Source organism: Kitasatospora sp. SolWspMP-SS2h (assembly GCF_003259315.1).
Taxonomy (GTDB): domain Bacteria; phylum Actinomycetota; class Actinomycetes; order Streptomycetales; family Streptomycetaceae; genus Kitasatospora; species Kitasatospora fiedleri.
Genome location: NZ_QLLT01000006.1, coordinates 194,726 through 206,929, shown reverse-complemented (window position 1 = coordinate 206,929; position 12,204 = coordinate 194,726). Strand labels below are relative to the sequence as shown.

Annotated in this window: 13 protein-coding genes and 1 pseudogene; 3 read left to right on the top strand and 11 right to left on the bottom strand. The window is 74.9% G+C overall.

Features of this window, described 5'->3' with window-relative positions:
* Window positions 1-106 precede the first annotated feature (106 nt).
* The 7 genes and pseudogenes from K353_RS09790 to hisD all read right to left on the bottom strand — a co-directional run.
* Window positions 107-508 (bottom strand): annotated as a pseudogene (locus K353_RS09790) (RidA family protein); the annotation flags it as partial.
* On the bottom strand, window positions 505-1,233 hold the full coding sequence (gene priA, locus K353_RS09785; protein ID WP_100835759.1) for a bifunctional 1-(5-phosphoribosyl)-5-((5-phosphoribosylamino)methylideneamino)imidazole-4-carboxamide isomerase/phosphoribosylanthranilate isomerase PriA: 729 nt from the start codon (window positions 1,231-1,233) through the stop codon (window positions 505-507). The gene priA and the pseudogene K353_RS09790, both read right to left, overlap by 4 nt.
* 22 nt (window positions 1,234-1,255) lie before the next feature.
* The gene (hisH, locus tag K353_RS09780) at window positions 1,256-1,891 is read right to left on the bottom strand and encodes an imidazole glycerol phosphate synthase subunit HisH (protein ID WP_111553178.1); all 636 of its coding nucleotides are present in this window, start codon (window positions 1,889-1,891) and stop codon (window positions 1,256-1,258) included.
* 12 nt (window positions 1,892-1,903) lie between these two features.
* Entirely contained in the window at window positions 1,904-2,047 is a 144-nt protein-coding gene (locus tag K353_RS34815) for a hypothetical protein (RefSeq protein WP_199528049.1), read from the bottom strand.
* The gene (hisB, locus tag K353_RS09775; RefSeq protein ID WP_111553177.1) at window positions 2,047-2,640 is read right to left on the bottom strand and encodes an imidazoleglycerol-phosphate dehydratase HisB; all 594 of its coding nucleotides are present in this window, start codon (window positions 2,638-2,640) and stop codon (window positions 2,047-2,049) included. Before hisB ends, K353_RS34815 begins: the two co-directional genes overlap by 1 nt.
* A 6-nt stretch (window positions 2,641-2,646) precedes the next feature.
* Window positions 2,647-3,747, bottom strand: a complete 1,101-nt coding sequence (locus tag K353_RS09770) for a histidinol-phosphate transaminase (RefSeq protein WP_111553176.1) — start codon at window positions 3,745-3,747, stop codon at window positions 2,647-2,649.
* Window positions 3,744-5,078 carry a histidinol dehydrogenase gene (hisD, locus tag K353_RS09765; protein WP_111553175.1) on the bottom strand — a complete coding sequence of 445 codons (1,335 nt, stop codon included), beginning with the start codon at window positions 5,076-5,078 and terminating at the stop codon, window positions 3,744-3,746. Before hisD ends, K353_RS09770 begins: the two co-directional genes overlap by 4 nt.
* A gap of 94 nt (window positions 5,079-5,172) precedes the next feature.
* Here hisD and K353_RS09760 point away from each other — a divergent pair, with 94 nt between their 5' ends.
* From K353_RS09760 to ybaK, 3 genes are all read left to right on the top strand, one after another.
* A complete protein-coding gene (locus tag K353_RS09760; protein ID WP_233533474.1) occupies window positions 5,173-6,921 on the top strand; it encodes an oxidoreductase in 1,749 nt (582 codons plus the stop codon).
* Between the two features lie 62 nt (window positions 6,922-6,983).
* Window positions 6,984-7,712: an LON peptidase substrate-binding domain-containing protein gene (locus K353_RS09755; protein WP_111553174.1), complete on the top strand. Its 729-nt coding sequence runs from the start codon at window positions 6,984-6,986 to the stop codon at window positions 7,710-7,712.
* 8 nt (window positions 7,713-7,720) lie between these two features.
* Window positions 7,721-8,212 (top strand): Cys-tRNA(Pro) deacylase, encoded by a 492-nt coding sequence (ybaK, locus tag K353_RS09750; protein WP_111553173.1) that lies wholly within the window; start codon window positions 7,721-7,723, stop codon window positions 8,210-8,212.
* 24 nt (window positions 8,213-8,236) lie between these two features.
* On the opposite strand, the gene K353_RS09745 is transcribed toward ybaK, so the two are convergent.
* The 4 genes from K353_RS09745 to K353_RS09730 form a co-directional block, all read right to left on the bottom strand.
* Window positions 8,237-8,884, bottom strand: coding sequence for a DUF2567 domain-containing protein (locus tag K353_RS09745; protein WP_233533473.1), 648 nt, complete (start codon window positions 8,882-8,884; stop codon window positions 8,237-8,239).
* A 192-nt stretch (window positions 8,885-9,076) separates the two neighbouring features.
* A complete protein-coding gene (locus K353_RS09740) occupies window positions 9,077-9,871 on the bottom strand; it encodes an ABC transporter permease (RefSeq protein WP_111553172.1) in 795 nt (264 codons plus the stop codon).
* The gene (locus K353_RS09735) at window positions 9,868-10,833 is read right to left on the bottom strand and encodes an ABC transporter ATP-binding protein (RefSeq protein ID WP_111553171.1); all 966 of its coding nucleotides are present in this window, start codon (window positions 10,831-10,833) and stop codon (window positions 9,868-9,870) included. Before K353_RS09735 ends, K353_RS09740 begins: the two co-directional genes overlap by 4 nt.
* Window positions 10,834-10,899: 66 nt before the next feature.
* Window positions 10,900-12,117: an NYN domain-containing protein gene (locus K353_RS09730; RefSeq protein ID WP_111553250.1), complete on the bottom strand. Its 1,218-nt coding sequence runs from the start codon at window positions 12,115-12,117 to the stop codon at window positions 10,900-10,902.
* Between the last annotated feature and the right edge of the window lie 87 nt (window positions 12,118-12,204).

Below are 12,204 nucleotides of genomic sequence, written 5' to 3'. Positions count from 1 at the left end.
GGGCGGCGGAGGTCCGGGTCTCGGCCGGGGCGTCGGCGGAGGTCCGGGTCTCGGCCGGGGCGTCGGCGGAGGTCCGGGTCTCGGCCAGGGTGCGGGCGAGGCCCGGCCGGTGGGCCTCGACCTCGACCTCGACCATCATCCGGGAGTCGGTCAGGCCCTGGACGACCACCATGGTGGTGACCGGGCGGACCTCGCCGAAGAGTTCCTTGTGCGCGCGGCCGACCTCGTCGCAGTCCCGGACGTGGGTGAGGTACAGCCGGGTGCGGACCACGTCGGCGGCGGTGAGTCCGTAGTCGCCGAGCGCGTCGAAGGCCGTCCTGAAGGCGGCCAGCGTCTGCTCGTACGGGTCGCCCTCGACGACGGCGTCGACGTCGTCGTAGGCGGTGCAGCCCGCGACCAGGACGAAGTCCCCAGCCGCCACCGCCCGGGAGAATCCGTACTGGTCCTGGTGGGGAGACTTTCCGGACTGCCGGACGGTGGTGGTGGTGGCCGGGGTTTCGTCGGTCATCGGGACACAGCCTCCAGGGCCTCTTCGAGGGTGAACTTCTGCTCGTAGAGCGCCTTCCCCACGATCGAGCCCTCGACGCCCTCCGGTACCAGGGTGGCGATCGCGCGCAGGTCGTCGAGGGACGACACGCCGCCGGAGGCGACGACGGGCCGGTCGGTGGCGGCGCAGACGTCGCGCAGCAGCTGGAGGTTGGGGCCGGTCAGGGTGCCGTCGCGGTTGACGTCGGTGACGACGTAGCGGGCGCAGCCCTCGGCGTCGAGGCGGGCCAGCACGTCGTAGAGCTGGCCGCCGTCGCGGGTCCAGCCGCGGCCGCGCAGGGTGGTGCCGACCACGTCGAGGCCGACGGCGATCTTCTCGCCGTGCTCGGCGATGACCTTGGCGACCCACTCGGGGCTCTCCAGGGCGGCGGTGCCGAGGTTGACCCGGGTGCAGCCGGTGGCGAGGGCGGCGGCCAGCGACTCGTCGTCGCGGATGCCGCCGGACAGCTCGACCTTGATGTCGAGGCGGCCGGTGACCTCGCGGAGCAGCTCGCGGTTGCTGCCGGTGCCGAAGGCGGCGTCGAGGTCGACCAGGTGCAGCCACTCGGCGCCGGCGTTCTGCCAGGCGAGGGCGGCGGCGAGCGGCTCGCCGAAGGAGGTCTCGGTGCCGGAGGCGCCCTTGACCAGGCGGACCGCCTGGCCGTCGCGGACGTCGACGGCGGGCAGCAGTTCGAGGCGGTTGGTCATGTTCTGGTGGACTCTTCCGTCGTCAGAGGGTGTCGACCCAGTTGGTCAGCAGGGCGGCGCCGGCGTCGCCGGACTTCTCGGGGTGGAACTGGGTGGCCCAGAGCGGGCCGTTCTCCACGGCGGCGACGAACGGCTGCCCGTGGGTGGCCCAGGTGACCCTGGGGGCGCGGATCTTCTCGGAGTGGGTCTCCAGCACCCAGTGCCGCACGCCGTAGGAGTGCACGAAGTAGAACCGGGTGTCGGCGTCCATCCCGGCGAACATCCGGGTGTCGGCGGGCGCGTCGACGGTGTTCCAGCCCATGTGCGGGACGACCGGCGCGTCCAGCGGCTCGACGGTGCCGGGCCACTCGTCGCAGCCGGCGGTCTCCACGCCGTGCTCGACGCCCTTCTCGAACAGGATCTGCATGCCGACGCAGATGCCGAGCACCGGGCGGCCGCCGGCCAGTCGGCGGCCGATGACCTGCTCGCCGCGGACGGCCCTGAGGCCGCGCATGCATGCCTCGAAGGCGCCGACGCCGGGCACCAGCAGGCCGTCGGCGTCCAGCGCCTGCCGGAAGTCCGAGGTGACGGTGACGGTGGCGCCGGTGCGCTCGACGGCGCGCTGGGCGGAGCGCAGGTTGCCGGAGCCGTAGTCCAGCACCACGACGTTCTTGGACATCGGTGGGGTCTCCTAGAGGCGCATGATGCCGGCGGCCAGGCACATGGCCGCGGCGAAGGCGAGGACGAGGACGACGCCCTTGGGCAGCTTCTGCTTCCAGAACGACCAGACGCCGCCCGCGAAGAAGAGCCCGAGGACGATCAGCAGCGTCGCCATCAGAGCGCGCCCTTGGTGGAAGGCAGGATGCCGGCGGCGCGCGGGTCGCGCTCGGAGGCGTAGCGCAGCGCCCGGGCCAGCGCCTTGAACTGGCACTCGACGATGTGGTGCGCGTTGCGGCCGTACGGGACGTGCACGTGCAGGGCGATCTGGGCCTGGGCGACGAAGGACTCCAGGATGTGCCGGGTCATCGTGGTGTCGTACGAGCCGATCATCGGGGCCATCCGCTCGGGCTCGGTGTGCACCAGGTACGGGCGGCCGGAGAGGTCGACGGTGACCTGGGCCAGCGACTCGTCCAGCGGGACGGTGCAGTTGCCGAACCGGTAGATGCCGACCTTGTCGCCGAGCGCCTGCTTGAAGGCGGCGCCGAGCGCGAGGGCGGTGTCCTCGATGGTGTGGTGGGTGTCGATGTGCAGGTCGCCCTCGGTCTTGACGGTGAGGTCGAAGAGGCCGTGGCGGCCGAGCTGGTCGAGCATGTGGTCGTAGAAGCCGACGCCCGTGGAGACGTCCGTCTTGCCGGTTCCGTCGAGGTCGATCTCGACCAGGACGGAGGTCTCCTTGGTGGTGCGTTCGACGCGGCCGATGCGGGACATGCGGGGTTACAGCTCCTTGGTTGCAAGCGAGACGGCGCTCAGGAACGCGTCGTTCTCGGCGGGGGTGCCGGCGGTGACGCGCAGCCAGCCGGGGACGCCGTTGTCGCGGATCAGCACGCCCTGGTCGAGGATCGCCCGCCACACCGCGCGGGTGTCGGCGAAGCGGCCGAACTGGATGAAGTTGGCGTCGGAGTCGGTGACGTCGAGGCCCAGCCCGCGCAGGGCGAGCACCACCCGGTCGCGCTCGGACTTGAGCCGGTCGACGTAGCCGAGCAGGGTGTCGGTGTGCTCCAGGCAGGCCAGCGCGGTGGCCTGGGTGACGGCCGACAGGTGGTAGGGCAGCCGGACCAGCTGCACCGCGTCCACCACGGCCGGGTCGGCGGCGAGGTAGCCGAGCCGCAGGCCGGCCGCGCCGAACGCCTTGGACATGGTGCGGCTGATCACCAGGTTCGGGCGGCCTTCGAGCAGCGGCAGCAGCGAGGCGCGGTGCGAGAACTCGACGTACGCCTCGTCGACCACCACCATGCTGGGCCCGGCGGCCTGCGCGGCCTCGTACAGGGCGAGCACGGTGTCGGCCGCGACGGCGGTGCCGGTCGGGTTGTTCGGCGAGCAGACGAAGACCACGTCCGGGCGCAGCTCGGCGATCGCCGCCCGGGCCGCGTCCAGGTCGATGGTGAAGTCGGCGCGGCGCGGGCCGGAGACCCAGCCGGTGCCGGTGCCGCGGGCGATCAGGGCGTGCATCGAGTACGAGGGCTCGAAGCCGATCGCGGTGCGGCCGGGCCCGCCGAAGGTCTGCAGCAGCTGCTGGAGCACCTCGTTGGAGCCGTTGGCGGCCCACACCTGGTCCTTGGTGACCGCGTGCCCGGTGGTGTCGGTGAGGTACTTCGCCAGGCCGGTGCGCAGCTCGACCGCGTCCCGGTCCGGGTAGCGGTTGAGCTGCCGGGCGGCTTCGGCCACCCGCTCGGCGATCCGGGCCACCAGCGGCTCGGGCAGCGGGTACGGGTTCTCGTTGGTGTTGAGTTGGACGGGCACGTCCAACTGCGGTGCGCCGTACGGGGACTGGCCGCGCAGCTCGTCCCTGATCGGGAGGTCGTCGATCTTCGTCACGCGCGGGGTACCGTCCAGTCGCTGTGCCAATTCTGTTCATCTCCGATGAAACGGGCCTTGACGGCGTCGCCGTGGCCGGGCAGGTCCTCGGCCTCGGACAGGTTGACCACGTGCGCGGCGATCCCGGCCAGCGCCGCGCGGTCGTACTCGACCACCTGGACGCCGCGCAGGAAGGTCTGCACGGACAGGCCGGAGGAGTGGCAGGCGCAGCCGCCGGTGGGCAGCACGTGGTTGGAGCCGGCCGCGTAGTCGCCCAGCGAGACCGGGGTGAAGCGGCCGAGGAAGATCGCGCCCGCGTTGCGGACCCGCTCGGAGACGGCGTGCGGGTCGGCGGTCTGGATCTCCAGGTGCTCGGCGGCGTAGGCGTTGACCACCGCGAGGCCCTGCTCCAGGTCGTCGACCAGGATGATGCCGGACTGCGGGCCGCCGAGCGCCTCGGCCACCCGCTCGGAGTGCCGGGTGCGGGCGACCTGCGCCTTGAGCTCGGCCTCGACGGCGTCGGCCAGCAGCGGGGAGGCGGTGACCAGCACCGAGCCGGAGGTCGGGCCGTGCTCGGCCTGGCTGATCAGGTCGGCGGCGACCTCCGCGGCGTCCGCGGTGTCGTCGGCGAGCACCATGATCTCGGTCGGGCCGGCCTCCGAGTCGATGCCGATCCGGCCCGCGAACAGGCGCTTGGCGGCGGCGACGTAGATGTTGCCGGGGCCGGTGACCAGGTTGACCGGCGCGCACTCCTCGGTGCCGAGCGCGAACATCGCGACCGCCTGGGCGCCGCCGACCGCGTACACCTCGTCCACGCCGAGCAGCGCGCAGGCCGCCAGGATGGTCGGGTGGACCCGGCCGCCGAACGCCTTCTGCGGCGGCGAGGTGACGGCGATGCCGGCCACCCCGGCCTCCTGGGCGGGCACCACGTTCATCACCACGGAGGACGGGTAGACCGCCAGGCCGCCCGGCACGTACAGGCCGACCCGGTCGACCGGCACCCAGCGCTGGGTGACGGTGCCGCCGGGCACCACCTGCGTGGTGTGGCCGACCCGGCGCTGGTCGGCGTGGACGGCGCGGGCCCGGCGGATCGACTCCTCCAGCGCGGCGCGCACCTTCGGGTCCAGCTGCTCCAGCGCCCCGGCGATCTGCTCCGCGGGGACGCGGGTGGACTCCAGCCGGACGCCGTCGAAGCGCTCGGTGATCTCGATCAGCGCCGCGACCCCGCGATGGCGCACGTCCTCGGCGATCGGCCGCACCTTCTCCAGGGCGGCTTCGACGTCGAACTCGGCACGGGGGAGCACGTCGCGCGGGTCCGTGGAGGAGCCGCGGAGGTCGATTCGAGAGATCACAGGCCCAAGTGTAAGGAGTGGCGAAAACCGACAGCCCGGCATTTCAGTCCGTGATACGAAAGGTGAGACGAGACCAAGATCATCGGGGGGCGCGGTGGAGCAGGCACCGGACGACTGGACCGACACCGAGCGCGGCCTGTGGGACGCCTTCCGGCACGGCGAGGTGTACGACCTGCGGGCCGGGAGCGGCCCGGTCGAGCTGCTGCTCCCCGCCCCCGCCGGGCGGGCCGTCCGCCCGGCGGACCAGGACGGCACCGGCCACGGCCCGGACGAGGGCGGCACCGGCCATGGCCACGACCCGGACGGCGTGGACCGCCCGGACCAGGACGGCACCGGCCACGGCCCGGACGGCTCGGACGACCCGTTCACCGGCGCGCCGTGGGGCCCGGAGCGCACCGTCCGCGCCGAGGTGATCGCCCGGCTGCTCCTGCACGGCCCGGAGGCCGCCCCCGGCAAGGTCACCGCGCTCAAGCTCACCGGCGCCCGGATCACCGGCGAGTTCACCCTGGCCGGCGGCCGGATCGGCTGCTACGTCGAGTTCCAGCTCTGCCGCTTCGAACGCAAGCTGCTGCTCTCCGAGGCCACCGCCGGCACCCTGCGGATCGTCTCCTGCGCCCTGCCCCGGCTGGAGGGCTCCCGGCTGGCCACCGAGGGCGACGTGCACCTCGCCCGCTGCGGCATACCCGGCGGCATCCGGCTCACCGACGCCCGGATCGGCACCGACCTGCTGCTCAACCAGTCCGCCGTCGGCCCCGACGCGTACGGGCGGGCGGTCTCCGCCGACGGGCTCACCGTCAACCAGGACTGCGAGGCCGAACGGATCGAGCTGCTCGGCGAGCTGAGCCTGCGCTCGGCCCGGATCGGCGGCCGGCTCTCGCTGCGCGGCAGCTCGCTGCGGGCCGTCGGCCCGGACAACCCGAACGCGCTCAACGCGGCCCGGATCACCGTCGGCCACACCCTGTACCTGTCCGGCTCGGAGGACGCCAACTGGGCCGGCTCGCGCACCGTCTACGGCTCCGGCTACGGCGAGTCCGCGGGCACCGCGCACGACCGGGACACCACCCACACCCCGTTCCGGGCCCGGGGCAGGATCCGGCTCTCCGACGGGCGTTTCGACAACGCCTGCCTGATCACCGGCGCCGAGTTCCACCTCGGCCCGGGCGAGGAGCTCGCGCTCAGCCGGATCCAGACCCCCGAACTCCGCTTCGCCTGCGACACCCCGCCCACCGGCCCGGTCACCCTCAACCGGGCCCGGATCGGCAACCTGGTCGACTCGCCCGACGCCTGGCCCACCGCGCACCACGTCTCGCTCACCGGCTTCACCTACGAGTCACTGCGCCCCGTCGGCCCCTTCCCGCTGGAGCGCCGGATCGCCTGGGTCGACTCCGGCCGGGAGTTCCGCCCCGAGGCGTACGAGCAGCTCGCCGCCGCCCTGCGCCGCGACGGCGCCGACGAGGACGCCCGCGCCGTCCTGCACGCCAAGCAGCGCCGCCGCCGGCGCACCCTGCCGCTGCCCGGCCGGGTCTGGGGCCACCTCCAGGACGCCGCCGTCGGCTACGGCTACCGCCCCGGCCGGGCCGCCGCCTGGCTGGTGCTGGCCTGGGCGCTGGGCACCGCGTACTTCGCCGGGCACCAGCCCGCGCCGGTCAAGGCCGACGAGAAGGTGGTCTGGAACCCGGCCCTGTACGCGGCCGGCAAGGTCCTCCCGCTGATCGACCTCGGCCAGAACGGCTGGAACCCGGACCGCACCGGCCAGTGGGTCGCCACCGCCCTGGTGCTGACCGGCTGGGTGCTCGCCACCACCGCCGTGGCCGGCGTCACCCGGCTGCTCCAGCGCGGCTGACACCCCCGGTCGCGGGGGAACCGCGGCGCGGCGGCGGCCCGCCGCCAACTACGCTGTCCGCCGTGACTGATCGGCTTCCGCTCTTCCCGCTCAACACGGTCCTGTACCCGGGCCTGGTGATGCCCCTGTACGTCTTCGAGGAGCGCTACCGCCACCTGGTCGCCGATCTGCTGGAACAGCCCGAGGACGCACCGCGCCGCTTCGGCGTGGTCGCCGTCAAGGACGGCCGGGGAACCACCCCGGTCCGCGAGAGCGAGGGCCCGGCGGGCCCGCTGGAGGGCATCGGCGCCCCCGGCGGCGATCCGCTGGACGCGCTGTACGCGGTCGGCTGCGTCGCCGACGTCGCCTCCGTCCGCGAGCAGCCCGAGGGCCGGTACGAATTGCTGGTCACCGGCACCACCCGGTTCCGGCTGCGCGCCCTCGACGCGAGCGGCCCCTACCTGGTCGGCGAGGTCTCGGTGCTCCCCGAGGAGCCCGGCGAGGGCTCCGGCGCGCTCGCCGCCGGCGTCGAACGCGCCTTCCGCACCTACCAGAAGCGGCTGGCCGGGGCCCGCGAGGCCACCCTCAGCGGCGAGTCCGAGCTCCCGGACGACCCGCAGGTGCTCTCCTACCTGGTCGCCGCCGCCACCTCGCTCTCCACCAAGGACAAGCAGGAACTCCTCGCCTGCCCCGACACCGCCCAGCGCCTGACCCGCGAACTCGCCCTGCTCCGGCACGAGAGCGCGGTCCTCGCCAGACTCCCCTCGCTGCCCGCCGCCGACCTCACCCGGCAGGCGTTCAGCCCCAACTGAGGACCTCCGTGGCCAAGAAGAAGTCCCCCGGCGGCACCCCCGCCACCGTCGCCCTCGACACCGCCGGCGTCCCGTTCACCGTCCACGAGTACGCCCACGACCCGGCCGCCGCCTCCTACGGCGCGGAGGCCGCCGAGGCGATGGGCGTCTCCCCCGGCCGGGTGTTCAAGACCCTGCTCGCCGAGGCCGACGGCACCCTCGCCGTCGCCGTCGTCCCGGTCTCCGGCCGGCTCGACCTCAAGGCGCTGGCCGCCGCGCTCGGCGCCAAGCGCGCCGCCATGGCCGACCCGGCCGCCGCCGAGCGCTCCACCGGCTACGTGGTCGGCGGCATCTCCCCGCTCGGCCAGCGCCGCAGGCTGCGCACCGTGATCGACTCCGGCGTCCTCGCCCACCCCACCGTCTTCGTCTCCGCCGGCCGCCGCGGCACCGAGGTCGAACTCGCCCCGGCCGACCTGGTCCGCCTCACCGCCGCGCTGACCGCCCCCATCGCGCGGGAGTGAACCCGGGGAGCCCGGGGCCCGGGCTCAGGCCCGGTCGGCCGGGGGCGGCACCGGCCCCGGGGTCTCCCAGTACGGGGGGCGGTCCGGCTCGCGCTTGCCGAACGTCGCGGAGAGGGCGAGCAGCAGGATCATGGCCGTCATCGGCCAGACCATCAGCGCCCCCTTCGCGGTGAGTTCCAGCGGCCCGTCGAAGGTGCCGCCGTTGCCGACGGACAGCGCGTGGGCGCGCAGGTCGGAGGTGGCGCCGAGGCGGGTGCCGAGCTGCCAGGCGATCACCGAGCCGAGCAGGCCGCCGACGGCCAGGCCGACGGCGACGGCGACGCCGCCGCCGCGGGCGCGGGTCCACAGGAAGGCGCCGAGCGAGGTAAGCAGGCCGAGGCCCAGGCCGAGCAGCGAGAAGACGCCGACCGCGCCGATCAGCTCCTCGCCCTCCGGGTCCCGGTAGAGGATGTGGTCGTCCTGGACGGCGTAACCGACCCGGGGGGCGAGCCAGAGCCAGAGCAGGCCGAGCACCACGCCGAGGACCGCTCCGACGAGGGTGATGATCGCTCCGATCCGCAGTTCGGGGCCGATCGGCGGCCGCTTCGCGCGGTCGGACGGCTGCGGCGGGAAGGGCGGGGCGAAGGGGTCCGGCCCGGGCGAGCCACCCGCGGGTGTGTTCGGTACGGTCACGGGCCCATCGTTTCATGTCGGCCCGGGCGGATGTCGATCTCGACCGGACAACGACCACGGCGAACACCGCACCCACCGGCCCGAGGACGCAGCATGTCGGCCCGGGCGGATGTCGATCTCGGCCGGACAACGACCACGGCGGACGCCGCACCCGTCGGCCGGGCGGCGCCCCGCCCCCGGGTCGCGGCCGGGTCAGCTCGCGGCGCGCCGGTACGCCCAGGTGGCGAGGGTGAGCGAGACCAGGCCGACCGCGCCGCAGACGCCGAGGTCGAGGGTGATCCGGGCCCAGTCGGGGTGCGGGGCGAAGGTGAGCGCGAAGGCGTCGACGCCGTAGCTGGAGGGCAGCAGGTCGCGCAGCCACTGGACCGGCTCGGGGAGCCGGGAGGCGGGCAGGACGCCGAGCAGCAGGGCGGCGGACATGCCGAGCTGTCCGGCGAGGGTGGCGAGCTCCTGGCGGGGGGCGAGCAGGCCGAGGGCGGCGCCGAGGCCGGCCAGCGCGGCGCCGGCGAGCGGGACCACCGCGAGCAGGATCCACAGCCGGGCGAGGGGCAGTCCGAACATCCAGCAGCCGGCCCCGGCGGTGACGAAGACCCCGGGCACGGTGAAGGAGGCGTAGGCGGCGGCGGTGCCGAGCACCACGGAGGCGGGCGGCACCGGCAGCGTCGCGTAGTGGTCGAGGCCGCCGGTGGCGCGCAGCCTGCCGAAGTACTGGGCGAGCAGGTTGAGCGCGACGAAGGCGACCACCAGGACGGCGGAGCCGGCCACCACGGCGTGCGCGGAGGGGTTGTCGCCGGGGTCGACGACGCCGCGCATCATCACCAGGATGCCGATCGACTGGAAGGTGGCGACGAACAGCAGCGGAATCCGGGAGACCTTGGCGCGGGCCAGCTGGGCCCGGTAGACGGCGGCCAGCGCGGGCAGCAGCCGGGCGGCGGGGGCGAGCGGCGCGGGCGCGGTGGTGACGGCGGGGGCGTCGAGCAGGGTCATCGGGCGAGTCCTCCGGGCCGGCCGCCGAGCCGGAGGTAGGCGTCCTCCAGGGTGGGGGTGGCGAGGGTGAAGTCGTCGAGGGCGGCGAAGGCGGGGCCGGTGGTGACGGCGGCGACCAGTTCGCGGGCCTCGTCGGGGGTGGTGCGCAGGGTCCAGCGGCGGCCGGTGCGTTCGGCGCGCTCGGCGAGGGCGGCGACGGCGGGGACGGTCAGCGGGGCGTCGGTGCGCCAGACCAGGTCGAGCCGGACGTGGCCGTCGACCAGGGCCTTGAGGCCGCCGGGCGTGTCGCAGGCGATGATCTTGCCGGCGTCGATCACGGCGACCCGGTCGAGGACGGTCTCGGCCTCGATGACGTTGTGGGTGACCAGCAGCACGGTGGTGCCGCGCTCGGCGCGGCGGCGGTCGACGGCGCTCCAGACGGCGCGGCGGGCGAGCGGGTCCATGCCGGTGGTGGGTTCGTCCAGGACCAGCAGCGGGCGTTCGCCGACCAGGACGGCGGCGAAGCAGGCGAGCCGGCGCTGGCCGCCGGAGAGTTTGGCGAGCGGGCGGTGGGCGAGCGGTTCGAGGCCGAGTTCGGTGATCACCTCGGCGGTCTCGGCCCGGGCGGCGGCCCGGGACAGGCCGCGCAGCCGGCCGGTGGTCTCGGCGGCCAGGGCGACGGTGAGCTCGTCGAGGGCGGTGGACTCCTGGCCGAGGTAGCCGAGCAGCCGGGCGGCCCGTTCGGGGTGCCGGACGACGTCGTGGCCGAGCAGGTCGACCGTCCCGGCGTCGGGGCGGAGCAGGCCGGTGAGCTGGCGCACCAGGGTGGACTTGCCGGCGCCGTTGGGTCCGAGCAGGCCGAAGACCTCGCCGCGGCGGACGGCGAGGTCGATGCCGTCGTTGGCCCTGACCTCGGTGCCGCCCGTCCGGTAGGTCTTGACCAGGCCGCTGACCGTGCAGCAGCCCTGAGGTGCCTTGCTCACGACGGAAGACTCTACGCGCCGTAAAGGGCGTTCCGGACACGCGGGGTGGGCAAGTCGGCCCGGGCGTCAGCTGTCCTGCCGGGCCTGCGCGGCGGGCCGGGGGTCGGGGACGCGGGCGGCGAGCTCCTTCCAGAAGCCCTCCCGGATGGCGTACCTGTCCTGTTCGTCGATCTGGTCCTCCTTGTGCGCGAGCAGGCCGAACCGGGCGGCGTAGCGCAGCAGTTCGCCGTCCAGGCGGTGCGGGATGCGCGGGTGGTCGGTCCACAGCAGGGCGGGGCGCTCGGTGGCGGCGAGGCGGTCGAGCCAGCGGCGGGCGAAGACCTGGCCGACCTCCTGCGGGTCGCCGCCGACGCTGGTGATGTCCTCCTCGCGGTCGGCCCAGCGCTGGGCGGAGGTGGTGATCCGGTCCAGGGCGGGCAGCGCGTCGGCGGCGGTGGCGGTGTCGGCGCGGTCGACCCAGCCGCGCTCGGAGGACCAGCGCAGCACCGGGCCGGCGGCGGCCGGGGCGGCGGCGGCCGGGGCGGGGTCGGGGGGCGGGCCGGGGGCGGCGCGTCCGGCCAGGTCCTTGGGGGTGGGGATGACCCGCAGCGGGGCGCTGCGGGCGGCCGTCGCGGCGGCGGGGACGGGGACGGCGGCGGGTGCGGGGACGGCCGCGGCGGCGGGCAGCGGCGGGACGGGGCGGGGCCGGGGTGCGGCGGGCAGCACCGCGACGGGGGCGACCGGCTCGGCGGCGGCCTCCCGGGGGCGGGCCCAGCGCTGGATCCAGGCGCGGTCCAGCACCCGGCGCTCGTCGGCCTCGCCGACCAGTTCCTCGGACTGGTTGAAGTCCCCGTCGGCGGCCTCCAGCGCCCACAGGTGGACGGCGACGCCGTGCTCCTTGGCGGAGGCGACGCCGGGCAGCAGGTCGCCGTCCCCGGTGACCAGCACCACGTCGGCGCAGGCGTGGTTGCGGGCGAGTTCGCTGAGTTCGGCGTGCATCGCGGCGTCCACGCCCTTCTGCACCCACCGGCCCTCGACCCGGGTGAGCGCGCCCAGCCGGACGGTGACCCGGGGCAGCACCCGCAGCCGGCGGTGCTCGGGGGCGGGGCGGCGGTCGACGGCGGCGTCGAACCAGTAGATCCGCAGCAGCGGCAGGCCGGTCTCCGTCTCGGCGCGCTCGCGCAGCGCGGTGATCAGCACCGGGTGGTCGACGGCGATCCGGGCCCGGCCGGGCTCCCCCGCGAGCAGGCTGGCGGCCGCGCCCAGCAGGTAGCCAGCGTCGACCAGGACGACGCAGCGGTCCATCTCCGGCACCTCCTCCTCGGCCCGGGCCCCGGCGGTGGGGCGCCGCCCGGCGGCCCGGCGACCGTTGGGCACACCTTTCCCCTCCGT